Annotated in this window: 26 protein-coding genes and 1 pseudogene; 17 read left to right on the top strand and 10 right to left on the bottom strand. The window is 55.3% G+C overall.

Annotated features, from left to right (window positions below):
- The first annotated feature begins 21 nt into the window (after positions 1-21).
- The 10 genes and pseudogenes from fliJ (at position 22) to rcsA (ending at position 6,806) form a co-directional block, all read left to right on the top strand.
- Positions 22-465 carry a flagellar export protein FliJ gene (gene fliJ / locus AC3WOK_RS09715; RefSeq protein WP_010432373.1) on the top strand — a complete coding sequence of 148 codons (444 nt, stop codon included), beginning with the start codon at positions 22-24 and terminating at the stop codon, positions 463-465.
- Positions 462-1,706, top strand: a complete 1,245-nt coding sequence (gene fliK / locus AC3WOK_RS09710; RefSeq protein WP_492354415.1) for a flagellar hook length control protein FliK — start codon at positions 462-464, stop codon at positions 1,704-1,706. Before fliJ ends, fliK begins: the two co-directional genes overlap by 4 nt.
- A gap of 106 nt (positions 1,707-1,812) precedes the next feature.
- A complete protein-coding gene (gene fliL, locus AC3WOK_RS09705) occupies positions 1,813-2,283 on the top strand; it encodes a flagellar basal body-associated protein FliL (RefSeq protein WP_047345991.1) in 471 nt (156 codons plus the stop codon).
- Positions 2,284-2,287: 4 nt separating this feature from the next.
- Positions 2,288-3,292 (top strand): flagellar motor switch protein FliM, encoded by a 1,005-nt coding sequence (gene fliM, locus AC3WOK_RS09700; protein ID WP_014170737.1) that lies wholly within the window; start codon positions 2,288-2,290, stop codon positions 3,290-3,292.
- The gene (gene fliN, locus AC3WOK_RS09695) at positions 3,289-3,702 is read left to right on the top strand and encodes a flagellar motor switch protein FliN (protein WP_014170738.1); all 414 of its coding nucleotides are present in this window, start codon (positions 3,289-3,291) and stop codon (positions 3,700-3,702) included. Before fliM ends, fliN begins: the two co-directional genes overlap by 4 nt.
- Positions 3,703-3,704: 2 nt before the next feature.
- The gene (fliO, locus tag AC3WOK_RS09690; protein ID WP_059310226.1) at positions 3,705-4,079 is read left to right on the top strand and encodes a flagellar biosynthetic protein FliO; all 375 of its coding nucleotides are present in this window, start codon (positions 3,705-3,707) and stop codon (positions 4,077-4,079) included.
- Positions 4,079-4,816 (top strand): flagellar type III secretion system pore protein FliP, encoded by a 738-nt coding sequence (gene fliP, locus AC3WOK_RS09685; RefSeq protein WP_047345993.1) that lies wholly within the window; start codon positions 4,079-4,081, stop codon positions 4,814-4,816. The genes fliO and fliP overlap by 1 nt, the downstream gene beginning before the upstream one ends.
- Positions 4,817-4,825: 9 nt before the next feature.
- Positions 4,826-5,095, top strand: a complete 270-nt coding sequence (gene fliQ, locus AC3WOK_RS09680) for a flagellar biosynthesis protein FliQ (protein ID WP_008500315.1) — start codon at positions 4,826-4,828, stop codon at positions 5,093-5,095.
- Between the two features lie 7 nt (positions 5,096-5,102).
- Positions 5,103-5,895 (top strand): annotated as a pseudogene (fliR, locus tag AC3WOK_RS09675) (flagellar biosynthetic protein FliR); the annotation flags it as partial.
- 287 nt (positions 5,896-6,182) lie between these two features.
- Positions 6,183-6,806: a transcriptional regulator RcsA gene (gene rcsA, locus AC3WOK_RS09670; protein WP_008500313.1), complete on the top strand. Its 624-nt coding sequence runs from the start codon at positions 6,183-6,185 to the stop codon at positions 6,804-6,806.
- 107 nt (positions 6,807-6,913) lie between these two features.
- On the opposite strand, the gene dsrB is transcribed toward rcsA, so the two are convergent.
- Positions 6,914-7,102 (bottom strand): protein DsrB, encoded by a 189-nt coding sequence (gene dsrB, locus AC3WOK_RS09665; RefSeq protein WP_013097741.1) that lies wholly within the window; start codon positions 7,100-7,102, stop codon positions 6,914-6,916.
- 129 nt (positions 7,103-7,231) lie between these two features.
- Between dsrB and yodD the strand changes: the two genes are divergently transcribed.
- Positions 7,232-7,459 carry a YodD family peroxide/acid resistance protein gene (gene yodD / locus AC3WOK_RS09660; RefSeq protein WP_008500310.1) on the top strand — a complete coding sequence of 76 codons (228 nt, stop codon included), beginning with the start codon at positions 7,232-7,234 and terminating at the stop codon, positions 7,457-7,459.
- A gap of 302 nt (positions 7,460-7,761) precedes the next feature.
- On the top strand, positions 7,762-8,562 hold the full coding sequence (locus AC3WOK_RS09655; protein WP_059310228.1) for a mannosyl-3-phosphoglycerate phosphatase-related protein: 801 nt from the start codon (positions 7,762-7,764) through the stop codon (positions 8,560-8,562).
- Here the strand turns inward: AC3WOK_RS09655 and dgcQ are convergent.
- The 3 genes from dgcQ to AC3WOK_RS09640 all read right to left on the bottom strand — a co-directional run bounded on the left by dgcQ (position 8,547) and on the right by AC3WOK_RS09640 (position 11,493).
- On the bottom strand, positions 8,547-10,247 hold the full coding sequence (gene dgcQ, locus AC3WOK_RS09650) for a cellulose biosynthesis regulator diguanylate cyclase DgcQ (protein ID WP_063957593.1): 1,701 nt from the start codon (positions 10,245-10,247) through the stop codon (positions 8,547-8,549). The genes AC3WOK_RS09655 and dgcQ overlap by 16 nt on opposite strands.
- 73 nt (positions 10,248-10,320) lie before the next feature.
- A complete protein-coding gene (locus tag AC3WOK_RS09645; RefSeq protein WP_008500307.1) occupies positions 10,321-10,503 on the bottom strand; it encodes a YodC family protein in 183 nt (60 codons plus the stop codon).
- 78 nt (positions 10,504-10,581) lie between these two features.
- Complete coding sequence (locus AC3WOK_RS09640; protein WP_492354414.1) at positions 10,582-11,493, bottom strand: DUF808 domain-containing protein; 912 nt, start codon at positions 11,491-11,493, stop codon at positions 10,582-10,584.
- A 178-nt stretch (positions 11,494-11,671) separates the two neighbouring features.
- Here AC3WOK_RS09640 and yedA point away from each other — a divergent pair, with 178 nt between their 5' ends.
- A complete protein-coding gene (yedA, locus tag AC3WOK_RS09635) occupies positions 11,672-12,586 on the top strand; it encodes a drug/metabolite exporter YedA (RefSeq protein ID WP_059310230.1) in 915 nt (304 codons plus the stop codon).
- Here the strand turns inward: yedA and AC3WOK_RS09630 are convergent.
- The 3 genes from AC3WOK_RS09630 to AC3WOK_RS09620 form a co-directional block, all read right to left on the bottom strand.
- Positions 12,558-13,049: a very short patch repair endonuclease gene (locus AC3WOK_RS09630; protein ID WP_059310231.1), complete on the bottom strand. Its 492-nt coding sequence runs from the start codon at positions 13,047-13,049 to the stop codon at positions 12,558-12,560. The two genes, yedA and AC3WOK_RS09630, sit on opposite strands and share 29 nt — an antisense overlap.
- Positions 13,030-14,445: a DNA cytosine methyltransferase gene (locus AC3WOK_RS09625; protein ID WP_059310232.1), complete on the bottom strand. Its 1,416-nt coding sequence runs from the start codon at positions 14,443-14,445 to the stop codon at positions 13,030-13,032. Before AC3WOK_RS09625 ends, AC3WOK_RS09630 begins: the two co-directional genes overlap by 20 nt.
- A 61-nt stretch (positions 14,446-14,506) precedes the next feature.
- On the bottom strand, positions 14,507-15,208 hold the full coding sequence (locus tag AC3WOK_RS09620) for a phosphohydrolase (protein ID WP_059310233.1): 702 nt from the start codon (positions 15,206-15,208) through the stop codon (positions 14,507-14,509).
- A 284-nt stretch (positions 15,209-15,492) separates the two neighbouring features.
- Between AC3WOK_RS09620 and AC3WOK_RS09615 the strand changes: the two genes are divergently transcribed.
- The gene (locus AC3WOK_RS09615; RefSeq protein WP_059310234.1) at positions 15,493-16,566 is read left to right on the top strand and encodes a porin; all 1,074 of its coding nucleotides are present in this window, start codon (positions 15,493-15,495) and stop codon (positions 16,564-16,566) included.
- A 52-nt stretch (positions 16,567-16,618) separates the two neighbouring features.
- Here the strand turns inward: AC3WOK_RS09615 and AC3WOK_RS09610 are convergent, their stop codons facing one another.
- A complete protein-coding gene (locus tag AC3WOK_RS09610) occupies positions 16,619-17,482 on the bottom strand; it encodes an N-acetylmuramic acid 6-phosphate etherase (protein WP_492354413.1) in 864 nt (287 codons plus the stop codon).
- Between the two features lie 165 nt (positions 17,483-17,647).
- On the opposite strand from AC3WOK_RS09610, the gene AC3WOK_RS09605 reads away from it, so the two are divergent.
- Together AC3WOK_RS09605 and dcuR are read left to right on the top strand one after the other, a co-directional pair.
- Positions 17,648-19,264: a sensor histidine kinase gene (locus AC3WOK_RS09605; RefSeq protein ID WP_492354412.1), complete on the top strand. Its 1,617-nt coding sequence runs from the start codon at positions 17,648-17,650 to the stop codon at positions 19,262-19,264.
- Positions 19,261-19,980, top strand: coding sequence for a two-component system response regulator DcuR (gene dcuR, locus AC3WOK_RS09600; protein WP_063431846.1), 720 nt, complete (start codon positions 19,261-19,263; stop codon positions 19,978-19,980). The genes AC3WOK_RS09605 and dcuR overlap by 4 nt, the downstream gene beginning before the upstream one ends.
- On the opposite strand, the gene AC3WOK_RS09595 is transcribed toward dcuR, so the two are convergent.
- Together AC3WOK_RS09595 and AC3WOK_RS09590 are read right to left on the bottom strand one after the other, a co-directional pair.
- On the bottom strand, positions 19,961-20,923 hold the full coding sequence (locus tag AC3WOK_RS09595; RefSeq protein WP_492354411.1) for an FAD:protein FMN transferase: 963 nt from the start codon (positions 20,921-20,923) through the stop codon (positions 19,961-19,963). The two genes, dcuR and AC3WOK_RS09595, sit on opposite strands and share 20 nt — an antisense overlap.
- A 94-nt stretch (positions 20,924-21,017) precedes the next feature.
- A complete protein-coding gene (locus AC3WOK_RS09590) occupies positions 21,018-23,798 on the bottom strand; it encodes a flavocytochrome c (protein WP_492354410.1) in 2,781 nt (926 codons plus the stop codon).
- A gap of 610 nt (positions 23,799-24,408) precedes the next feature.
- Between AC3WOK_RS09590 and AC3WOK_RS09585 the strand changes: the two genes are divergently transcribed.
- A complete protein-coding gene (locus tag AC3WOK_RS09585; protein WP_072250552.1) occupies positions 24,409-25,917 on the top strand; it encodes an anion permease in 1,509 nt (502 codons plus the stop codon).
- The last annotated feature ends 41 nt before the right edge of the window (positions 25,918-25,958 follow it).

Here is a 25,958-nt window from a genome sequence, read left to right as displayed (position 1 = left end):
CACAGGTGGAGGGCGAAGGTCATGGCGCAAAACAGCGCGTTATCAACGCTAAAAGATCTGGCTGAAAAAGAAGTTGATGATGCCGCACTGCAGCTCGGCGCAATGCGACGCGGGTGCCAGCAGGCTGAAGAGCAGTTGAAGATGTTAATCGACTATCAGCATGAATATCGCACCAACCTGAATACCGATATGACGCAGGGCATTGGCAGCCAGCGCTGGATCAACTATCAGCAGTTTATCCAGACGCTGGAAAAGGCGATTGAGCAACACCGCCTGCAGCTTAACCAGTGGACCGAAAAAGTGGATACCGCGCTCAACTTCTGGCGCGAGAAAAAACAGCGGCTGCAGGCCTGGCAAACGCTACAGGACCGACAGGTCGCGGCGTCAACCCTGGCGGAAAACCGCCTGGATCAGAAAAAAATGGATGAGTTTGCCCAGCGCGCATCAATGAGGAAACCGGAATGATCACACTGCAACAACTGCTGATGAGCGACAGCGACCTGTCAGGCGGCACGCAGACGGGGAAAGGCACCGACGGTGCGCAAGACTTTCTCTCTCTGCTGGCGGGCGCCCTGACGGACGCAACGGGCAAGGGCAAAGATGCGCCGCTGACCCTGGCCGACCTGAAAGCCGCCGGCAGTAAGCTGTCCAACGTCGCGCAGGACGCCAAAGGCGATACCACCCTGCAGGCCAAAATTGCCGACCTGCTCGCGCGTCAGCCTGCGCTGCGTGGCGATGAAACCACGCCTGCCGCCTTGCCTGAAACGCTGGTTTCCGGGCTGGTGCCGGTATCAAAGGGCGATGCCCTGAAAACGCTTACCGCGGCCAGCGACAAAGATGACGGCAAAAGCGACCTGAGCGAAGAAGAGCTGGCCGGATTAAGCGCGCTGATGGCCATGCTGCCGCACCAGCAGACCAGCACCTCTCGCGCGGCAGCCAGCGACGGGATTACCGCACGGTCTGCGCTCGGTTCCGCCACGCCTGCACAAGCGGGTGCGGGCCAGCCGTCCCTGAACGCCCTGCCGGGAAGCCATGATAAAGAGCAGACGGCTGCGCCTTACCAGAACCTGAGCCAAAGCCTGGCGAAAAACAGCGACCCGGCGCTATCGGGCAACGTACCTGCAGCGCCGGTCGTGGCCGCAGCGGCAGAGAAGCAGGAATTCGCCAGCGCGTCCTCCTCAACGTCGCCGACGGCCACTCTGGCACCGATTATCTCCAGCCATGCGACCAGCCAGCCTGCCGCCACCGTTGCCCCCACGCCGGTATTAAGCCAGCCTCTGGGCACCCACGAATGGCAGCAATCCCTGAGCCAGCACATCACGCTGTTCACTAAGCAGGGTCAGCAGACAGCGGAGCTGCGTCTGCACCCGGAAGATCTGGGTCAAGTGCAAATCTCGCTTAAGCTGGATGATAACCAGGCGCAGCTGCAGATGGTCTCTGCGCACGGCCATGTCCGTGCGGCACTGGAAGCGGCGCTGCCGGTCCTGCGGACCTCGCTTGCGGAGAACGGCATCCAGCTTACGCAAAGCAGCGTCAGCAGCGAGAGCTTTGCCGGGCAGCAGCAGTCCTCTTCCCAGCAGCAGCACCAGGCTTCGCGTTCCGGCAATACCGGCGGTTTTAATGAAGAGAGCGATGAGCTACTGCCTGTCCCATCCGCCCTGCAATCCGCGGCGCGCGGTAACAGTGCCGTAGACATCTTCGCCTAAACGCCAGAGGTAGCGTGATTATCCCCGTCTTTTCCACGCTTTGACGACAGCAGGACACGGGATAATCACCTTATTAAGCTGTACCGAAACAGGAAGCTCGTATCAGATGACTGACTCCGCTATCACCAAAAAAAGTAAGCGTTCCATCTGGATCCCGCTGCTGGTGTTGATCACGCTCGCCGCCTGCGCTACTGCGGGCTATAGTTACTGGCGTATGCAGCAGGAACCTTCTACCGCTGCGGCCAAAGCCGAACCTGCACCACCGCCGGCGCCGGTATTTTTCCCTCTGGACACCTTCACCGTGAATCTCGGTGATGCGGACCGCGTGCTGTATGTCGGTATTACGCTGCGCCTGAAGGATGAAGCCACGCGCTCGCGTCTGAATGATTATCTTCCGGAGGTGCGTAGCCGCCTTCTGCTGCTGTTCTCCCGTCAGGACGCTTCGACGCTTGCCACCGATGTGGGTAAGCAAAAGCTGGTCGACGCCATTAAACAAACGCTGGCGACTCCGCTGGTAAATGGTCAACCTAAGCAGGAAGTCACTGACGTTCTGTACACAGCTTTCATTCTGCGGTAACGACATGGGCGACAGTATTCTTTCTCAGGCAGAAATCGATGCGCTGCTTAACGGCGACAGCGATAAAAATGACGATCCGCAACCGGGTATTGGCGGCGATAGCGATATTCGCCCCTATGACCCGAATACCCAGCGTCGCGTGGTACGTGAACGTCTGCAGGCGCTGGAGATCATTAACGAACGTTTTGCACGTCAGTTCCGTATGGGGCTGTTTAACCTGCTGCGTCGTAGCCCGGACATTACGGTCGGTGCGATCCGCATTCAGCCGTATCACGAGTTTGCCCGCAACCTGCCGGTGCCAACCAACCTTAACCTGATTCACCTGAAGCCGCTGCGCGGCACCGGCCTGGTGGTGTTTTCACCAAGCCTGGTGTTCATCGCGGTGGATAACCTGTTCGGCGGCGACGGGCGTTTCCCGACCAAAGTAGAAGGTCGTGAATTCACCCACACCGAACAGCGCGTCATTAACCGCATGCTTAAGCTGGCGCTGGAGTCTTACAGCGACGCGTGGAAAGCGATTAACCCGCTGGAAGTGGAGTACGTCCGTTCTGAGATGCAGGTGAAATTTACCAATATCACCACCTCCCCGAACGATATCGTCGTGAACACGCCGTTCCACGTAGAGATCGGTAACCTGACCGGCGAGTTCAACATCTGCCTGCCGTTCAGCATGATCGAACCGCTGCGCGAGCTGCTGGTGAACCCGCCGCTGGAGAACTCCCGCAACGAAGACCAGAACTGGCGTGAAAACCTGGTCCGCCAGGTCCAGCATTCGCAGCTTGAGCTGGTGGCGAGCTTCGCCGATATCCCGCTGCGGTTATCCCAGATCCTGAAATTACAACCCGGCGATGTTTTGCCGATAGAAAAACCCGACCGCATTATTGCCCACGTGGATGGTGTCCCCGTGCTGACAAGCCAGTACGGCACGATTAACGGTCAGTATGCGTTACGCGTTGAGCACCTGATCAACCCGATTTTGAATTCGCTGAATGAGGAACAGCCCAAATGAGTGACATGAACAATCCGTCCGATGAAAACAGCGGAGCACTGGACGATCTGTGGGCTGACGCGTTAAACGAGCAAAAAACGACCCCGGCCAAAAGTGCAGCGGATGCCGTATTCCAGCAGCTCGGCGGCGGTGACGTTAGCGGCACGCTGCAGGACATCGACCTGATTATGGATATCCCGGTTAAGCTGACCGTTGAGCTGGGACGCACCCGCATGACCATTAAAGAGCTGCTGCGCCTGACGCAGGGTTCCGTGGTGGCGCTTGACGGCCTGGCCGGTGAGCCGCTGGATATCCTGATCAACGGCTATCTGATTGCTCAGGGGGAAGTGGTGGTAGTTGCCGATAAATACGGCGTACGTATCACTGACATCATTACCCCGTCTGAACGTATGCGTCGTCTGAGCCGTTAAGCATGAAAACCCAGGCAACAATATCACAACCTTCTGCCGTTCCCGGCTCACCTCTGCTCCAGGTGAGCGGGGCGTTGCTCGGTATTATTGCCTTTATTCTTATCGCCGCATGGCTGGCGAAGCGCTTTGGCCTGGCGGGTAAAACCGCCGGTACCCGCGGCCTGAAGGTCAGCGCCAGCACCACGCTGGGGCCTCGCGAACGCGTGGTCATCGTCGAAGTGGACGACGCACGCCTGGTCCTGGGCGTCACGGCCTCAAACATCAGCGTATTACATAAGCTGCCGCCCGCCCCTGTTGTGGTGGACGAGCGCGCAGACGCCCCTGCGGATTTTCAGTCCGTCATGAAGAGTTTGCTTAAGCGTTCCGGGAGATCCTGATGCGCCGTTTGTTATCCCTGACGCTTGCGGGCGTTGGCCTGTTTGCTCCCGCGGTCTATGCGCAGCTGCCCGGTCTGGTTTCAACCCCTCTCGCAGGCGGCGGTCAAAGCTGGTCGCTTCCGGTTCAGACGCTGGTGTTCATCACCTCGCTGACGTTTATTCCGGCCATTCTGCTGATGATGACCAGCTTCACCCGCATCATCATTGTTTTTGGTTTGCTGCGAAACGCGCTGGGAACCCCTTCCGCCCCGCCAAACCAGGTTATGCTGGGGCTGGCGCTGTTTTTGACCTTTTTCATTATGTCGCCGGTGATCGATAAGATTTACACCGACGCCTACCAGCCGTTCAGCGAAGATAAAATCTCCATGCAGGAGGCGCTGGATAAAGGCGCGCAGCCGCTGCGGGAATTTATGCTGCGCCAGACGCGCGAAGCTGACCTCGCCCTCTTTGCCCGCCTGTCCAACACCGGCGAGCTGCAGGGTCCGGAAGCGGTGCCCATGCGCATTCTTCTGCCTGCCTACGTCACCAGCGAGCTGAAGACCGCGTTCCAGATTGGCTTTACCATCTTTATTCCGTTCCTGATTATCGACCTGGTGATCGCCAGCGTCCTGATGGCGCTCGGGATGATGATGGTTCCGCCCGCCACCATTGCCCTGCCCTTTAAGATCATGCTCTTTGTACTGGTCGATGGCTGGCAGCTGCTGGTCAGTTCTTTGGCGCAGAGTTTCTACAGTTAAGGAACGGCAATGACACCCGAATCGGTCATGATGATGGGCACGGAAGCGATGAAAATCGCCATTGCCGTTGCCGCTCCACTGCTGCTTGTCGCGCTGGTCACCGGTCTGATTATCAGTATTCTTCAGGCCGCCACGCAGATTAACGAAATGACGCTGTCGTTCATCCCCAAAATCATCGCCGTGTTCGTGGCGATTATCGTGGCCGGGCCATGGATGCTGAACCTGCTGCTGGACTATATGCGCAACCTGTTTACCAACCTGCCGTACATCATCGGCTGACCTGACGATGCTGCACTTCACCAGTGACCAGTGGGTTCAGTGGCTCGGCGTTTATTTCTGGCCGATGCTGCGCATCATGGCGCTGATATCAACCGCCCCGATTCTCAGCGAGAAATCGATCCCCAAGCGCGTCAAAGTGGGGCTTGGCATCATCATCTCCATTATCGTCGCCCCGTCCCTGCCCCCCGTGGATATTCCCATTTTCTCGGCGAATGCGGTGTGGGTAGCCTTGCAGCAGGTCATGATTGGCGTCGCCGTAGGCTTCACCATGCAGCTCGCCTTTGCCGCGGTGCGTACTGCAGGGGAGCTGATTGGCCTGCAGATGGGGTTATCGTTCGCCACGTTTGTTGATCCCGGCAGCCATCTCAACATGCCCGTGCTGGCGCGCATTATTGATTTGCTCGCCATGCTGCTGTTCCTGTCGTTCAACGGCCATCTGTGGCTTATCTCCATGCTGGTGGATACGTTCCATACGCTGCCGATTGGGGAAAATCCGGTGAACAGCAATGCCTTCCTGGCGCTCACCCGCGCTGCGGGGCTGATATTCCTGAATGGGCTGATGCTGGCGCTGCCGATCATCACCCTGCTGCTGACCGTCAACCTGGCATTAGGCTTACTGAACCGAATGGCACCGCAGCTGTCGGTGTTTGTGATTGGCTTTCCGCTGACGCTGACGGTCGGAATTTTATTAATGTCATTACTGATGCCACTTATCGCTCCCTTCTGTGAACATTTATTCGGCGAGATATTCAACCTGTTAGCGGATATTGTCAGCGAACTGCCTCGCAAATAATAACCCTCACTGTTGCTATTGTCTTTCTGAGGATATTCCTAAAATAAAACTTGAAAAACATCTTCCAGGATATATCTGACGCGGTTTAATTGTTTCTAACCACCTCACAATACTTAATATTTACTTTACTTTAAGAAGATTCCTGGCAAATTATACGTAACTTTACGGGATAGTGAGTCCGCCTGAAAGTCTTTGTCATGCTCACAGGTTTATTATTTTTTTCCATCCCGTATGGCTGTTTTGAGCTCTCAGGCAGATGGTGAATTATCGTTACGCATTGAGTGAGGGTATGCCATGTCAACGATCATTATGGATTTATGCAGCTACACCCGGCTAGGGTTAACCGGGTACCTGGCAAGCAGAGGGGTAAGAAAGAGAGACATCAACGATGCGCACACCGTTGACGAACTCGCAGCCGCTTGTGACGAACTAAAACCAGGCGTGGTGTTTATTAATGAGGACTGTTTCATTCACGATCCAGCCAACAGTCAGCACATTAAGCAAATCATTAATCAGCATCCAAAAACCCTGTTTATTGTTTTTATGGCGATCGCAAATATCCATTTCGATGAGTATTTGTTGGTCCGTAAAAATTTATTGATCAGTTCTAAATCGATTAAACCAGAGTCGCTGGATGACATTCTGGGTGATTATTTGAATAAAGAAGTTAAAAATGTAGGAGCGGTTAACTTACCCACCCTATCATTAAGCAGGACTGAATCAAGTATGCTGAGAATGTGGATGGCGGGCCAGGGCACTATTCAGATCTCCGACCAGATGAATATTAAAGCTAAAACCGTTTCGTCACACAAAGGAAATATTAAAAGGAAAATTAAAACGCATAATAAGCAAGTGATCTACCACGTGGTACGCCTGACCGATAATGTGACGAACGGGATTTTCGTCAACATGCGTTAGTCGCTTAAGAAAAGACCCTGTGCACCCTACCTTTGATCTCTGGCCTGGCCAGAGATTTTTGCTTTTGCGGACGTTGTCGGGCATGCGATGCGCTACCCGACGCCACACTACTCTGCTTTCTCAACAAAAATGCCGTCAGGATGCCCCAGTTCGTTAAAAAACCAAATGCCGAGCGGGTAGTCTTCCAGTGATACCAGGTACATTGTGCCCTCACTAAACTCTTCAATTGCCAGCACCACACCCGGGCGGCGCGGCCCACCGTCCGTTTTAACGGTTACCCGATCGTTGACCTTCATACATTCCTCCTCTGGTTTTGAGCCAGTGTAGAACAAAACGCAAAAACGCACATCGCTGCCCGGCGTGAATGGCGTTTTTATGCACAGTCTATACTTACCACTGGACACGGTTGAATGAGGAACCCCGCAATGAAGACCGATAAAGAGTACAGCGACACCATCAAGCGCGAAGTCGAGGTGGATGTCGATGCCCTGCTTGCCGCCATCAATGAGATCAGTGAGTCAGAAGTCCGCCGGTCGGACGACAATTCGGACCGCGTCATCGTCAACGGCAGGGATTATCACACCTATCGTGAGCTGGCGGAGGCCTTCGAGCTGGATATTCACGACTTTAGCGTGTCGGAAGCCAATCGGTAGGGGCGAAAAAAATCCCGGTCATGGGGATGACCGGGATCAAAACTTGCTTATGCAAGAAGCACTTGAAAATTCGTTACACCAGGAAATCTGATGTACAAACCACACTATCCCCAACGAATTTGTCTGACAAGCATATATTCTCATGATGAATATAATATTTTTAACATAATGCTTTTAGTTATGAGCAATAACATACGCCGAATGCGGGTTTGCCAGGGACTGTTCTCTTTTTCCCGGTTTCCACCTCGGTATTTTTTTAGGAATTTTCTTAGTTCGTAGCGCAGCCGTTACCAGGAGCCACTATGCCTTCACTGCGGGATTCACTGCTGATTTTTTCTGACCTGGACGGCTCGCTGCTGGATATTCATACCTATGCGTGGCAACCCGCAATGCCCTGGCTGGACAGGCTACTGGATAACCAGGTGCCGGTCATTCTCTGCAGCAGCAAAACGGCGGCTGAGATGCTGGATATCCAGCAGGATCTGGGGCTGGAAGGGTTACCTTTTATTGCCGAGAACGGCGCGGTTATTCAGCCTGACGTGCGTTGGGAAAAGATACCGCGTCAGATAAGAGGAATGACGCACCGGGACATTCGCCCGCGAATCGAACACATCCGTCTGCAGATGGGCTTTAAATTCACCACCTTTGACGACGTGGACGATCGCGTCATCAGCGAGTGGACAGGCCTGACGCGTTATCGTTCGGCGCTTGCCCGCAGGCATGAAGCCTCCGTTACGCTCATCTGGCGTGACACCGACGAGAACCTGCTCCAGTTTGAAGAGGCGCTGGCGCAGAGCGGCCTGCAATGCCTGCAGGGCGCGCGCTTCTGGCATATTCTGGACGTCCGCTGCGGCAAGGACGTGGCGGTTAACTGGCTAATTGAGCAGTACCGCGAGCGGGAAGAGATTGAACCCACTACCCTGGGGCTCGGTGATGGTCCTAACGATGCGCCGCTGCTGGACAGCGTTGACTACGCGGTGGTGATTAAGGGCATTAACCGCCAGGGCATCGCGCTACGGGATGACAACCCCGAGCGGGTGTATCACACCCAGCAGCCCGGGCCTGCGGGCTGGCACGAGGGGCTGGATCACTTCCTGTCCTGATCCCGCCAGACGACCCGGTTACGCCCGGTCTGTTTAGCCTGATATAACCGGGCGTCCGCCACGGACTGCAGCTGCTCGAAATCGTAGTTCCCCGCTTCATCCGCCCCGCTGACGCCCAGCGACGCGCTGATGCGCAGCGTCGTGCTCTTCTTCACCAGGATCTCCTTACTGTTGATTCGGCAGCGAATACGGTCCGCGACGCCTCTCGCCTCCTCCAGATCGATCCCCGGCAGGACGATACAAAACTCTTCCCCGCCGACGCGGCCTGCCACATCATTCTTGCGTAAGGCGCTGGCAATCAGCCCCGCCGTGTGGGATAGCACTTTATCCCCGGCCTGATGGCCGAAACGGTCGTTGATGTTTTTAAAATGGTCGAGATCGATCTGAATCACCGAAAATGGCAGAGACTTCTGGCGACAGGTATCCGACAGAATTTTTGCGCGATCGAACAGCGCGCCGCGATTATTCAGCCGGGTAAGCGGGTCGTGCCAGGCCTGCCACTGGAGCGAATGCTGAAGCGTATACATGTTACTCACCATCCGACGGATAACCAGCCACGAGATCAACAGCATGGCGCTGAAGAGCGCCCACAGCAGCGCCAGCACAATACTGATGCTGCCGAAGTCGTCTTGTACACCTTCATGCAGGGTGTGGATCCGCAGGACGACACCGTCGAAGTGATCGAGCCGCTCCCAGCTAATAAAACGGCTTCCGAGGCGGATGCCACCGCCGGTATCGTTCTCAATCGCATGGGCAATCTGCGCCGTCTCGCGTTCGTCAAAGTGGTTAACCGGGTTACCCGCATGGGCAGAGGTGGCAATCATATTGAGCCGGGTGTCGTACAGCTGGTACTCCCCCTCCGTTCGGTCTTCCGTCGCGTCGGCCAGCAGACGCTGCATCGTGTTTAACGCAAAATCCATCGCCACGACGCCATACCAGTAGTGATCGAAATAGATGGGGACGCTGGCGGTGATCGTGCGTTCGTCATTGGTCCAGGATGAAGGCGTGGAGATAAACCACCGCACCGCGCGAGCGCGGTTGTTACGTTCCGACTGCTGGGTAAACCAGGCTTGCGTGACCAGGTGGTAGTAGCGGGAGGTGATATCGCCCGCCCGATCCGGCGTGTCGGTGGAAAGAAAAAAACCGGCGCGGGAGACGTAGATGACCCGCGACTCCGTTTGCGCTCTCGACGAGGCCAGCCTGAGCAGATACCCCACTTCGAGCGCGGCAGAAATTTCATGACTGATGCGCTCAGCGTCACGACTCAGAAGCGTGGTTTTTTCAACAAAGGCATCCGAAACGCCGTTAATGGGAAGGGTGCGTTTTTTATCAACGGCAAGCTGCCAGGTGGGGAGCATGCGGACCGCGTTAAAGCGCGACACCGCATTCTGTAAGACATCAAACGCCAGCGGCGTCTGGATCGCATCACGCATGCCCTGACGGAACAACAGCATCCTGTCCACGCTGTTCTGTAGCTGCCGGTCCAGCGAACTGGCCACTGTACCCAGATGGTTACGCTGGCTCGAGATATACGCTTCTTCCAGCACCACCACCTCACGCCAGGTCAGCAGCGTGGAAAACACCAGAACGGTCAAAAAACAGAGATTAACAATCAACCCCGGATTGCTACGCTTATGCAGCCATTGTAGAAAAGATTGTTTTACAACAAAGGTATCGCGCTGCACACACACTCCCTGATTACTGCTTTACGCCTGGTACTTGAGATAAAAACGCCCGGCAAAGCCGGGCGTTATGAGATTAAGCCTTATCTCGCTTGTGCTGCCCGTCACCCGGCTGAAGCTCATCTTCACGAAATGCCTCCCGCTTGATGCTATAGCCATCGTGCCACCGACATTCCACCATTCCGCTGGAATACCCGGTCACAATCATACGTGGGCCGCCCTTCTTAGGCTTAACTTCATCACTGACCAAAAAGACCATACCTGCCTCCTGTATCAGGGTGAAACTGTTTCAATTTAGACGAGGAATGGTCTTTTTGCATCCCACAGCGGGTTACAATTAGTGCGCCGTGCCGCGTAATTTCTCAACCAGCTTCACCGCCGCGACCACGATAGCGCCAATGATAAAGCCGAGCACCAGATTCAGCAGCGTAGGCAGTATCGCCGCGACAACAGCACCCTGCGCCGAGGAGAAATGTTCGATAGCATGGTGCAGCGGCGCAATGCCGTGAACCACAATACCGCCGCCCACGAGGAACATTGCCAGCGTGCCCACCACGGACAAACTCTTCATCAGCCAGGGGGCCAGCACCAGTAAGCTCTTACCGATGCCTCTTGCTACCGCGCTCGATTTATCTTCAAGCCAGTAGCCAATATCGTCCAGCTTAACGATCAATCCTACCAGACCGTACACGCCTACCGTGACCAGAATCGCGATGCCGGAGAGGATCAGGACCTGATTCAGGAGCGGTGCGTCAGACACAATGCCCAGCGTAATGGCGACGATTTCTGCGGACAGGATAAAGTCGGTCCGAATGGCGCCTTTGACCTTATCGCGCTCGAAGGTTTTCGGATCCTGTGCGGCCAGCGCTTCAAGACGCTGCTGGCGCATTTCCGGGGTATCGCTCTCCTTGCGCGCGCTAAAGGAGTGCAGAACTTTCTCCACGCCCTCGAAGCAGAGAAATGCCCCGCCGATCATCAGCAGCGGCGTGATCGCCCAGGGAATAAAGGCGCTAATCAGCAGCGCCAGCGGCACCAGAATCACCTTATTCAGGAAGGAGCCTTTCGCCACGCCCCACACCACCGGCAGTTCGCGGTTGGCCCTCACCCCACTCACCTGTTGGGCGTTAAGCGATAAATCATCGCCCAGCACGCCTGCGGTTTTCTTCGCCGCCAGTTTACCCATCACTGAAATGTCATCCAGTAAGGTGGCAATATCATCCAGCAATGTTAATAAGCTACTTCCTGCCAAAATCTTAATCCTTCATTTTTTGGTAATTAGGTGAATAGTATGGAGCAAAAGCGCAAACCCGGAAACAGGCACCTCACGTCAACAAAAAATTAACATCAACTGCACAATTAAAGGACTCGCCAGCACGATAGTTTTCGCGTTTACTATCAGCGACCTTTTTATTACGTCGTGAGGGATTATGCGTTTCCGGCAATTGCTACCGCTCATTGGGGCACTCTTTTCGCTGTACATCATCTGGGGCTCAACCTACTTTGTCATTCGCATCGGCGTGGAAAGCTGGCCGCCGCTGATGATGGCGGGCATCCGTTTCCTCTCCGCTGGCGTCTTGCTGCTCGCGTTTCTGCTGCTGCGCGGACATAAGCTTCCCCCTCTGCGCCCGATGCTGAATGCCGCCCTGATCGGCCTGCTGCTGCTGGCGGTGGGAAATGGGTTTGTGACGATTGCCGAGCACCAGAACGTACCGTCCGGGATCGCCGCCGTGGTCGTTGCCACCGTTCCGCTCTTTACCCTCTGCTTCAGCCGCCTTTTCGGCATCCGCACCCGCAAGCTGGAATGGCTGGGGATTGGTATTGGCCTCGCCGGCATTATTCTGCTCAATAGCGGCGGTAACCTGAGCGGGAATCCGTGGGGCGCAGTGATTATCCTGATTGGCTCAATGAGCTGGGCCTTTGGTTCCGTATACGGTTCACGCATCGAACTTCCCACCGGCATGATGGCCGGCGCGATTGAGATGCTCGCCGCGGGGATTGTGCTGCTGCTCGCCTCCGCGCTGACGGGAGAAAAGCTGACTACCCTGCCGGGCCTGTCGGGCTTTCTCGCGGTAGGGTATCTGGCGCTGTTTGGATCCCTCATCGCCATTAATGCCTATATGTTCCTGATCCGCAACGTCTCCCCGGCTGTCGCCACCAGCTATGCCTACGTCAACCCGGTGGTGGCCGTTCTGCTCGGCACGGGATTAGGCGGCGAAACGCTCTCTTCCGTTGAATGGATTGCTTTAGGGGTGATTGTTTTCGCCGTCGTGCTGGTCACCTTAGGCAAATATTTGCTGCCAGCAAAACCCGTGGTTACCCCTTGCGAGGTGGAGAAACCTTAAGCAGGTGAATACCCTGTGTGTCGATCTGCGCGGTCTGGCCGCCGCCGCAGATCCACTCTTCCAGCCGTTCCGACAGGTCGACGTCGTTCAGTTTTAATCTGCCTCTCAGCGCACACTCCCAGACGATAAGCACCCGCCAACCCTGCGCAATCAGCGCGGTGAGATCTCGCCTGTCGCGTTCGACGTTCTTGCCAATTTTATCCAGCCAGAAATCGGTGCGCGTCGCGGGAACCTTAAACAGGTAGCAGTCGTGGTGGTGCCAGAAACAGCCGTGGGTAAAGATGATGCACTGCCATGCGTCGATGACGAAATCGGGGCGACCCGCCAGGGCGGGATCCTGCACGCGGAACTCAAATCCCGCCTGCGTCAGCAGCCCGGCCAGACGTTTTTCAATGGCGGTGTCACGCGTGCCGATGGCACGCATGTTTTTACTGCGCGTCGCCTTATCGTGAACATCCGTCATTGACGGCCTCACCCTGACGGAGCGCCACCGCCTGTCTGATGCGCGAGGCCAGCAGTTTTGCCACGGCCGCAAACGCGGGAACCACCACCGAATTACCAAACTGGCGGTACGCCTGGGTGTCCGAAACCGGAATGCGGAAGCGGTAACCCTGCGGGGACTCAAAGCCCATCAGCCGGGCGCATTCCCGCGGCGTTAAGCGTCGCGGGCGGTGACGCTGGTTGTGCGGATCGTCGAAATCTTTTTCACCCAGCGCCTTGTCCCAGCCCCTGTCGATGAGGATTTCCGCGCCGTCTTTGTAGTAGCGCGCGGACAACGTGCGGGTCACGCTGTGCGGATCGTTGGGGTTTACCATCCCAAAGCCGAAGCCGTTGCCTTTCGCCTGATGTTTCTTGGCATAGCGGTAGAGATATTTCCACAGCACCGGGGTGAGGATAAATTTCGCGTCAACGACAGGTTCCAGCAGGTCGGCCACGGTGGGACGTCGCTCCGGATAGAGAGACGGGATATCCCGCAGGGTGAAATCCCCCTTGAGATTAAGGTCGCGGCGGAAACCCACCAGCACGATACGTTCACGATGCTGGGGCAGGAAATGCTTGCCATCAATGATTTTTGGGTCATCCGCGCCCATGTCCTGAGAATCCGCCACGTCATAGCCCAGCTCATCCAGCGTTTGCATGATAATGCGGAAGGTTTTCCCGCCGTCGTGGCTTTTTAAGTTTTTGACGTTTTCCAGCACGAAGATGGCCGGACGACGGGCGTCAATGATACGGGCCACGTCAAAAAACAGCGTTCCCTGCGTATCGCAGGCGAAACCGTGGGCGCGTCCGAGGGCATTCTTTTTTGAAACCCCGGCCAGCGAGAAAGGCTGACACGGGAAACCCGCCAGCAGCACGTCATGCGCCGGGATGGTCTGACGAATGTGTTCGGCGGCCTGTTCATCGCTCACGCCGCTTTTATGGCTCAGGGTGACATCGCGGATATCCGCGTTGAAATGATGCTCATGCGGATCGCAGTACCAGTTAGCCTTGTAGGTACGCACGGCATGTTTGTTCCACTCGCTGGTAAACACGCACTGACCACCGATAGCTTCGAAACCGTGTCGGATGCCGCCGATACCGGCAAACAGATCGATAAAGCGGAAGGCATAGTTCGGGTGCGCAGCAGGAGGACGCGGAAGTAGGTTTTGCAGATAACGAAACTCGCCTTCGCTCAGGCGACGCCCTGCCCGTTCGCTGGTCAGCAGACGTTTAAGAATGGCCGGGCTCCAGTGGCTCTCGCCGTGTGCCACCAGCAGATTTGCCAGCGTTTTAGCATCATAGCTATCCAACAGCTGGCGCAGTAACGCCTGCACCGTTGCCGTTGATTTCTCAGCCTGCTCAGGCGCGGGCTCTGTCACTGATCGATTTTCCTGCATTCTTTTAACCGGAGAAGAAAGACTGGGAACAGATTACCACAGTTCATTCGCGCAAACTGCGACGGAAGCGGCTCAGCACCTGGCTATCCTGCCCAATACAGTCGCCGTGTAGTTCAGCACTCAGTTTCGCCATAAACTGGATCAGGAAATCGGCGTTGTGGCGTGCCAGCTCGCGGCCCATTTCCGTTTGCATTGTATCAGGCAGGCGCAGCAGCTTGGTCTGAAAATGGTCGAGGGCAAACGCGCGATCGTCGAGCGGGCGCGCATCGGCAAAGGGATCGTCCGCGTCAAACAGCGGTACGCCCAGCGCGCCCGAGACGGCAAAGACGCGCGCCAGACCAATAGCCCCTAGCGCCTCCAGCCGGTCAGCGTCCTGCACAATTTTGGCTTCCATGCTCTGCGGGGGAATCCCGGCGCTGAAGCTGTGCGCCTCTATAGCATGCTCAACGGCGGGAAAGCATTCAGACGGGAAGTCCGGGAAGTCCCGGCGCAGAATGTCACCCGTCTTGCGCGCTGCCAGCTGCGATGACCGGCCGCGTTCAGGATGGTTTTTCGGCAGGCTGACGATGTCGTGAAAATAACACGCGGCCAGGACCACCAGAGGATTTGCCGCCTGGTGAGTCATGATTTTTTGCGCCGTCATCCAGACGCGACGAAAGTGCGAAATATCATGTGCGGTATCGTCGGTCGTGTGGTTTTCCTCGAGCCAGCGCTCAAAGCCGTGCTGCCACCGGGCAAGTTCCATCGTCATGTCCTGTTGTTAAAAAGAGAATGAATTATAACACAACCGAATTAAATCAATTTAATAATAGAATTGTGAAATACTTAATAATAATTACATCATATAAATTCAATTAATTAATTCACAAGAAAAATAAAGAGATTAATAGAAATATTTTGCAATATTTGAACGAATTTAATTACATTTATTTTTGAAACTAAATGACAACTCCTGGAATAGTATCGACCCTGTAATTATGGAGAGTGATTACATATATTCATATAAATTATCTTTCAAGGGAATATATAATGAAAAGAAAAGTTCTGGCTATTCTTGTACCCGCCTTATTAATGGCAGGCGCAGCAAATGCGGCTGAGATTTACAACAAAGACGGCAATAAAGTTGATTTCTACGGCAAGATGGTGGGTGAACGCATCTGGTCGGACACTGACACAAGCAACAGTGAAAATGAAGATACTTCATATGCCCGTTTTGGTGTGAAAGGCGAAACACAGATCAATAACGAACTGACCGGTTACGGCCAGTTTGAATATAACATTGACGCCAGCACACCTGAAGGTGAGCAGGACGAAAGTACACGTCTGGCCTTCGCGGGTCTGAAATTCGCAGACTACGGCTCATTCGATTATGGCCGCAATTACGGCGTGGCTTATGACGGCGCGGCGTATACCGATATGCTGGTTGAATGGGGTGGAGACTCATGGGCTGCCACTGATAACTTTATGACACAGCGTACCAACGGCGTTGCGACTTACCGTAACACCGATTTCTTCGGCATGGTTGAAGGTCTTAACTTTGCTGTACAGTACCAGGGTAAAAACGATAACCGCAATGAATTCAAAGCGAATGGTGATGGTTACAGCATGTCTGTGAATTATAACATTGATGGCTTTGGTTTCGTTGGCGTGTACGGTAAATCCGACCGTACCGATGAGCAGTCTGCTGACGGTTATGGCGATACGGCGGAAGTTTGGTCTCTGTCTGCAAAATATGATGCAAACAACGTTTATGCTGCGGTGATGTACGGTGAAACCCGTAATATGACTAAAGTTGGATACAATGCCTTCGCCAATAAAACCCAAAACGTGGAAGCCGTTGTTCAGTATCAATTCGACTTTGGTCTGCGTCCATCCCTGGGCTACGTATACTCACAGGGTAAAGACCTGTATGCCCGCAATGGTTATAAAGGCGTTGACGCTGACCGCGTAAATTATATTGAAGTGGGTACCTGGTACTACTTCAATAAAAATATGAACGTTTATACTGCCTATAAATTTAACCTGCTGGACGAAGAAGACGGTGCCATCACTGGCAACGCAACTGACGATCAGTTTGCTATGGGTATTGTTTACCAGTTCTAATCATCAAAAATACCAAAGGCCGCAATTGCGGCCTTTTTACTATCTGAAGATCTTACGGCGCTTCCTGCAGCGCCACGCGAATAAACCCGTTATTTTGCGCCAGCAGCTCATGGGCTTTCCACGCATCCAGCCCTGTTAGCACCATCAGTACCGCCGTTTTACAATTATGATTACAGCTCTCCAGCGCGGCTTTTGCCTGCGCCCGGGTGCATCCCCCCGCCTCCATCACAATAGCGATTTGCCGTTCGGCCCATTTGGTATTGCTTGCCTCAAGATCCACGCGCAGGTTGCTGTAAACGCGTCCGGTTCGAACGGCCAGCCCGGTGGTAATCATTGAGAGGATCATTTTTTGTGCAATCCCAGCTTTGGTGTTGAGATAGCCGGCGACCACGTCAGCCCCGAGTTCCGGAGCGATAACCATGCTCGCCAGCTGCGCGGCTTCACTTTGCGCATCATCGGTCATGATGGCGACCGGCGAACCCAGCGACCAGGCATGCCGCATTGCGCCCCAGACCCACGGCGTTTTTCCGCTGACGCTTACTGCCAGCATCATATCGTGTTCACCAAATTTGATGGCCTGCAGGTCGGCAACGCCGCGCTCGTAACTCCCTTCCCCTTCCTGTGGCGTCACGGCAATCACTGGGGTTTTGCCCGGCGCATAGTCATCGGCAGCCTGCTGTGCGACGCAGCCTGACGGCCCGGCGCCGACAATCACCAGCCGCCCCCCGTGGCTGAGGGTCGCGGCGGCGTTATCCACCACGCGGGCGATAGTTTGTAAACAGGGGGTAATAGCAGCAGAAATGAGTGCATCATCCTGGTGAATGACTTTCAGCATGTCCAGCGTGGACAATCTATCAATATTCATCGTGCTGGCGTGCCGTCTTTCCTTGACCGAACCGGTAAGCATAATGCTCATAAACAGCCTCCTTATTATGAGTACGCACACACTATAAAGTGTTTTATATCGATGACCTGCGAGGAGGGTCACGAAAAGAGGACCAAATCCACGGCTTTACTCGGCTTTAAGAAAAGCGCGTCATCAGCGATAATTACCCCCTTTCTTAATCATCGCGGAGTGTTAATGAGCGATTTGCAGCCTTTCCTTCCGACGCGCAAGCGCCCCATGAAGCTGAACACCCTGGTCACGCTGATGGTGTGCGCGATTATCGGTTCAGTGCTGCTGGTGGTCTTTGCGCTCTATGCGGTGCAGATCACCCGGGCAACGCGCGATGACGTCAAAGACACCGCGCTCGGCATTGCCCGCACCCTCGCCGACAGCCCCGAGATACGGCGCGGCCTGATGCAGGCACCGCAGGAGAATATTATTCAGCCCATCGCCCAGGCGGTGACGAAACGAAACGATCTGCTGTTCACCGTCGTGACCGATATGCGCGGGATCCGCTATTCTCACCCGAACGAGGCGCTGCTGGGGCTGCATTTTATCGGCGACGATTTAACTCCGGCGCTGGAAGGCAAAGAGAACGTATCGGTTAACCGGGGCGCGCTCGCCGAAGCACTGCGCGTTTTTACGCCCGTCTACGACAGTCAGCACGAGCAGATCGGCGTAGTAGCGGTGGGTATCTCCCTCAATAAGGTTGAAGAGCAAATCACCCGCGGGCGGCTAAACGCCGTCTGGACCATTTTGTTCAGCATCTTTATGAGCTCTATGGCAATCTGGGGCCTGGTGCGGGTCCTGAAACGCATCCTGTTCGGGCTCGAGCCTTACGAAATTTCCGCCCTGTTCGAACAGCGTCAGGCGATGCTGCAGTCGCTGCGTGAAGGGGTTCTGGCCGTCGATATTCACGGGCGCGTGACGATGATTAACCACACCGCCAGAGAAATATTGCTTCTGCCTTCCGGCAAGCAGACCGAAAACGCCAGCGCTCCCCTGCTGGCCGGCCTGCGTGAAGTCTCAAAGACGGGCGTTGCGCGCCAGGATCAGGAGATCAGCTGCAACGGGCGGCTGCTGCTGTGCAACATGGTGCCCGTTAAAAGTCAGGATCGGGTCATCGGCGCCATTACCACCTTCCGCGATAAAACGGAAATCAGCCAGCTGATGCAGCGTATCGATGGCATGGTCAATTACGTCGACGCCCTGCGCGCCCACACGCACGAGTTTATGAACAAGCTGCACGTCATCCTGGGCCTGCTGCACATTAAGCGCTACGACAAGCTGGAAGAGTACATCATCCAGACGGCGCATCATTACCAGACGGATATCGGTACGATACAGAGCAAGGTAAAATCCCCGGTGATTGCCGGATTCCTGCTGGGTAAAATCAACCGGGCGAAAGAAGCGGGCGTCACCCTGACGCTGGCGGACGAATGCCAGATCCCCGATACCGCCAGCGAAGAACAAGTAGCGGTGCTGGTCACCGTGCTCGGTAACTTAATTGAAAACGCACTGGACGCGATGGAAGGCCAGCCGGAAGGTGAAATAACTCTGCTGCTGCACTATCAGAACGGCTGGCTCAGCTGTGAAGTCAGCGACGATGGCCCCGGCATTGATCCCACGCAGCTGGAGGCTATTTTTACAAAGGGCTTCTCAACAAAAGGTGAAAACCGCGGCGTTGGGCTGTTCCTTGCCCGCCAGCAAATCCAGAACCTCGGCGGCGATATCACCGTCGAGTCTGAGCCAGGCGTATTTACCCAATTTTTTGTTCACATCCCCTGGGATAGCGAGAGGAATATCGCGTGATAAATGTATTAATTGTCGATGATGACGCCATGGTAGCCGACCTCAACCGTCTGTATGTCAACCGTGTTGAAGGCTTTAGCTGCTGCGGCGTCGCCTCCACGCTAAACCAGGCCGAGGCCATCATTAATAACCCCAGCCAGCCTGTCGATCTGGTGCTGCTGGACGTCTATATGCAGCAGGATAACGGGCTGGATCTGCTGCCCGTTATCCGCGCATCCGGCCGCCCAATCGATGTGATTATGATCTCCTCGGCCGCCGATGCCGCCACGATCCAGACCTCCATCCATTACGGCGTGGTGGATTATCTGATAAAGCCGTTCCAGTTCCCGCGCTTTGAAGAGGCGCTGAACGGCTGGAAGGCAAAGCACAATCTGATGGGATCGCACCAGTATTATGAGCAGGCGGACGTCGACCGGCTGATCCACGGCGGGGCGCCGGAGCTGGCGGACAGTAAAAAGCTGCCGAAAGGGTTAACGCCGCAAACGCTGCGCACGATTTGCCAGTGGATCGACGCACACCCGGAGACGGAGTTTTCCACCGATGACCTGGCAAGCGCGGTCAATATCTCCCGCGTGTCCTGCCGCAAATATCTGATCTGGCTGGCGCAAATCAATATTCTGTTCACCAGCATTCACTACGGCGCCACCGGGCGTCCGGTGTATCGCTACCGTCTCCAGCCGGAGCAGACGGGCCTGCTCAAGCAATACTGTCAATAACGCGGTAGTCGTTATCCAGCAGGGTAAAGCGGAAGTGGTGTGCTGAAGAGAACACCACTTCTTTTGTTTTGGTCACAAAGATAGCGTCAATATCGGGGCGCGCGCGCAGGGCGGCGCAGCCCTTTTCCACGCCCAGGCCGTACATCAGCGTGGTCCAGATATCACCGTCGATGGAGTTTTTAGAAATAATAGTCACGCTATCCAGTTCGTTATCCAGCGGATACCCGGTGCGCGGATCGAGAATGTGGTGGTAACGCCTGCCGTCCTGTTCAAAATAGCGCTCGTACGTTCCCGACGTGACGACCGACAGGTTCTCAACGGTCAGGGTGCCAATGAGCGCTTCTGCGGCGAACGGTTTTTTAAGCCCCACGTTCCAGCCCCCTTCCGGCGAGCCCAGCGTCTGGATATTTCCGCCGAGGTTGATAAGCCCCAGCTCAGCGCCCTCTTTATGAAGGTAATCACGCACCCTGTCGGCGATATACCCTTTGGCGATGGCCCCCAGATCGATCTCCATACCCGCTCTGGCCAGAAACACGCTGCTGCTGGCCTCGTCAAGAATGACGTCCTCAGGACGGGTAATCGCAAGCAGTGACGCAATTTCATCGGCAGGCGGAACGCGGTCTCCCTGGAATCCAATTTTCCAGCGCTTCACCAGCGGGCCAATGGCCAGGTTAAAGGCGCTGTCGTTGAGCAGGCTTGCCGCTTTTGCACAGCGGATCAGCTCAAACACCGGTCGGCTGACGGTGACCGGATGCTGGCCGGCCGCATGGTTGATGTCCATCACCTGCGAGCGTGCGCGGTTGACGGTGAGCAGATCTTCATACTGTTTGATCAGGCGAAACGCACGGGATGCGAGGGCTTCGTCATGGGAGAAGAGTTTCAGGAGGATGGGTGAGCCCATCAGAACGGCGGAGTAACTGTAGACGCGGTTGTCATCAGACATGGCATGTTTCCTCAGATGTAGCCCCGGCAAGCACCGCGCCGCCGGGGAAATTGCCGGATAGCGCTGCGCGTATCCGGCCTACATAACAGGTGCCTTACGCTCTTTTCGAGCGCATCGCCGCCTGATGTCCGGCAAGCGTACCAAAAATAATGATATCTGCCACTGCGTTACCGCCGATACGGTTACCGCCGTGGATCCCGCCGACCACTTCACCCGCCGCAAACGCCCCTGGCAGCACGTTGTGGTTGCTGTCCAGCACGCAGGTTTCGGTGTTGATGGTCACGCCGCCCATGGTGTGGTGCACGCCCGGCGCAATCTGAATGGCGTAGAACGGCCCTTCATTGATTGGCGCACGCAGCGCGGTGGTACGTCCAAAGTCGTCATCGTGCTGTTTTTCAACGAAACCGTTGTAGCGCTCCAGGGTCGCCAGGAAAGCGTGGTAATCCATGCCCAGCGCCTCGGCCAGGGCTTTAGGCGAGCTGGCGCTGGTCACAAAGCCTTTGGCGATGTACTCATCCGCGGCTTTGTTTTTGGCACGTACGTGCTCGTCAAAGACGATGTATGCGTATTTCTCCGGCAGCGCGATGATTGACGCCGAGACTTTATCGCGGGTCGACATCTCGTTAAAGAAGCGGTTCCCCTGCTGGTTGACCAGAATCGCCCCGCCGCCGCGGATGGATTCGGAAATCAGGTACGACGTTTTCTGCTCAACGGTCGGGTGGATCTGAATCTCGCCCATATCGACCGTACCTGCGCCAATACGTTCCAGCAGCGCGATACCGCCGCCGGTCGCCCCTTTGTGGTTGGTGGTGACGAAACCTTCCAGATCCGGACGATATTTAACAACCATCTGGCTGTTGGCGCTGAAGCCGCCGGTGGCGACAATCACGCTTTTGGATGCCACGGTGAGCGTTTCGTTCTCTTCGGTGGTCAGGCGCACGCCGGTTACTTCGCCGTTTTCGACGATGATGTCGCTGACGGAGGTATCCAGCATAACCTCGATGTTGCGTTTGTTGACGTTACGCACCAGGCCGCTGATCAGATAGCCGCCTACCGCAGAACCGTCTTTTGGACGGTGAGTACGGTCGATGCTCATCCCGCCGGTGGTGGTGATGTCATTCAGCATAATGCCGCGCGTTGCCAGCCACTCAATCGCCTGCGGCGCGTTCTCAACAAAGCGGCGCAGCAGTTCCGGGTTGTTCTTGTTGCCGCCGCCTTTCAGGCTTTCCTGATAGAACAGCTCTTTGCTGTCCTGAATGCCTTTCACCCGCTGGAAGCGCGTCTCTGCGGCGTTCATCCCGGCAGAGGCTTTAATGGTGTTACCGCCGATGGTTGGCATCTTCTCAACAATCAGCACGCTTGCGCCTTCGTCGTGGGCCTGAATGGCCGCGGCCAGACCGGCACCGCCGCTGCCGACCACCACAACGTCCACGCAGCGGGTTTCATTCGGGTCAACGCCCTCTTCTGCCGCCAGCGCTTTGCTGGATTTCAGCATCGCTTTAGAGACCGCTTTTTTCACCGCTTCGCTCTGGCTGGTTGCGCCGGTGATGGCATCGACGTGCGGGGTATTGGCGTCCAGAATGCGGGTACGGATCTCTTCAAAGCTGGTAACGAACTCAACGTCTTCGCTCGGGCCAGACGCCAGCTCGATATCGGCAATGCGATCGGTCTCCAGGCTGACGTTAATCACCAGCTCGTTCGCGTCATCCTGCACTTTCTCCGCAAAGGTGCCCGGTTTGAATTTGGACTCGCCCATGCTCATGTCGCGGATCATCGCCTCCACCAGCGAGAAGCGCCACAGCGGTTCAGGAATGCTCAGCTCCTCGCGTTTGGTGCTGTCCATAAACAGCTCCAGGCTTTCGCCGGACGCGATGCGGTCGGTCCAGTCCGGGTAAGCGATAGTCGCGCGACCCACGGCAATCAGGTCATAACCATGATCCAGCGCCTCATTGACGTCCGCGGCATTCACCACGCCGCCCACGCCCATGACCGGAACCTGTGCCAGCGTTTCTGAACGCATGGCGCAGTATTTTTCAATAAGCGGCGTCGGGTCCTGGGTATCGACGATGGAAGGTCGCAGGGTGGCGCCGACGGAGAAGTGCAGATAATCCACGCCGCGCGCCGCCAGTTTCTCCAGCAGGTACATGGTGTCGTCAAAGCGAATGCCCGGGACTTCCATCTCTTCAGGGGAGAAGCGATAGCCAACGATGAACGCATCGTCCGCGTACTGGCGCACCATCTTGTGGGTGATATCCAGCACCGCCAGCGGGAATTTCGCGCGGTTATCGCGGCTGCCGCCCCACTCGTCGTCGCGCTGGTTTGAGTTCGGCGAATAGAACTGCTGAATCAGGTAGGTGTTTGCGCCGTGGATCTCCACGCCGTCGAAGCCGGCCTGAATAGCACGGCGTACGGCTTCACCAAACTTGGCGATCATGCCTTCGACTTCTTCGCCAGTCAGCGCAACCGGCGTTGCTGCGCCCTCACGCGGCGCGGCAACAGCGCTTGGGCCAACAGGCGTACGGCCACCGATCAGTTTCGGGTCAACCATGCGGCCGCCGTGGTAGATCTGCAGCAGCGCCTTAGAGCCTTTGGATTTAATCGCCTCCGCGATTTTCGCCAGCCCGGCGATTTTTTCGTCATTATCAATACCGATCGCACCCGGGAAGGCGAGACCGAGATCGTCGATGAAGCAACACTCAACGATGATGGTGCCAATGCTGCCGGAACGGGCCCGATAGTACTCCACCAGCTCGCTGGTGACGGTGCCGTCATAATAGCCGGTACAGGTTGTCATAGGGGCCATTAACAAACGGTTTTTCAGTTCAGTGCCATTCGGTAATGTGAAGGGGCTAAGAATACGTTCGTTAGTGCTCATAATAGAAACTCCAAACTTTTAAAAATTAAGAATTCGTTATCGGATTGGTTTTTTATTTCGTCGTTATTTGCCGATGTCATGATATTAATATAATGATTTTTTTAGTTTCTAAAGTTATTACGTTAGTTAAAAAACTATTTAATCCCTGCGATAACACAAATAACACATTGGTGTTAGCGATTGTAATTCAACCATTCACAATAATTTAAAATTCGTTAAATGATTAATGGTAAAACCAATTCACCATCACACATAAAAACCAATATAAATCAACAACATGAAAAATTACAAATAATAATGATGTTACAGGAATGATAAAATACACTCGTAAAATACGTAATACCCACATACGCCAGAGTGGTTATTAATAAAAGCATAAAAATAACGCTGCAATTCTGTTTTTTTGATCTCAATCAATAGTTATGGCATCCAAAGGCGCAATATAAAAACATCATCAATTTTTAATTTAGCGCAAACCAAAAAGCGTTAAATCGCTATTACTGGAAATACAAAACAGCACCTTAAATAACTAAAGAAAGCAAAAAAACTTAAGAAAGCGATTTTGTTTTTTCAGAGCAACCGAATCCTTGACAACTTAAGACGTGAAACTATGAATACAAAAACTGCTGTAACGCCCCCTGTGGCGAACCAGGCATCAAACGGAAAAGCAAAACGACTGCTGATGATGGCATTGCCCGTCATCGTCGCCGTACTGCTGCTGTTTGTTCCCGTCCCTGAAGGTTTACCGCCTTACGCGTGGCACTACTTCGCTATCTTTGTCGGCGTGATCGTCGGCCTGATCTTCGAACCGCTGCCGGGCGCGGTCATCGGCCTGACGGGCGTCGTCGCCATTGCCCTGTGCAGCCAGTGGGTGCTGTTCAGCCCTGACCAGCTGGCGGATCCAAAATTCAAGCTGGCGGGCGCCTCCTTTAAATGGGCGGTGAGCGGGTTTGGTAACTCTACCGTCTGGCTGATTTTCGGTGCCTTCATGTTTGCCGCAGGCTATGACAAAACCCGCTTCGGTCGCCGTCTGGCGCTGATTCTGGTGAAGTACCTGGGCCGTCGCAGCCTGACGCTCGGTTACGCTATCACCTTCGCGGACCTGCTGCTGGCGCCGTTCACCCCGTCCAACACCGCGCGCAGCGGCGGGACCATCTACCCGATCATCGCTAACCTGCCGCCGCTGTACGGTTCAAAACCGAACGACCCAAGCGCACGCAAGATTGGTTCCTACCTGATGTGGGTGGCGATCACCGCAGCCTGTATCACCAGCTCTATGTTCCTCTCCGCCCTCGCGCCGAACCTGCTGGCGCTGGCGCTGGTAAAAAGTACGGTTGGGATTGATATCTCCTGGGGGACCTGGTTCCTCGCCTTCCTGCCGCTGGGTATCCTGCTGATTCTGGCCATGCCGCTGCTGGCCTACTGGTTCTACCCGCCTGAAGTAAAAGTGAATAACGAAGTGCCGCTGTGGGCGACCCGCGAGCTGGAAAAACTGGGCAAACTGTCCCGCAATGAAATTCTGCTGCTGGTGTTCGTGTGCTGCGCGCTGCTGATGTGGATCTTCGCTGCCGCGTGGATTGAACCGGCGATGGCGGCCCTGCTCATCGTAGGCCTGATGCTGTGGACCGGCGTGCTGGAGTGGAACGATATCACCGGTAACAAAGCCGCGTGGAACACCTTCGTCTGGTTCGCCACCCTGGTGGCGCTGGCGGACGGCCTCTCCTCTACCGGCTTTATCAGTTGGTTAGGTAAAGAAGGCGGTCTGTTGATGAGCGGTATCTCTCCGGGCGTGGCGACCATCGTCCTGCTGCTGGCGTTCTACCTGCTGCACTACCTGTTTGCCAGCACCACCGCGCACACTACCGCGCTGCTGCCGGCGATGCTGACCATCGCCTCCACCATTCCGGGCATGAATATGGAAGTGTTCGTCCTGCTGATGGTGACCTCGCTGGGCGTGATGGGGATCATCACCCCGTACGGTACTGGCCCAAGCCCGATTTACTACGGTAGCGGCTACCTGCCAACCAAAGACTACTGGCGCCTCGGCACCATCTTCGGTGCCATCTTCCTGGCGGCCCTGCTGCTGATTGGTTATCCGTGGATGTCCATGATGTTCTGATTCCTGACCGCCGGACTTCTCCTCCGGCGGTTTTATTTTTG

The sequence above is a fragment of the Enterobacter sp. FW301-JW81 genome, from assembly GCF_058788735.1.
Note: the sequence above shows the minus strand (reverse complement) of the source record. Positions and strands in the feature narration are given on the sequence as shown.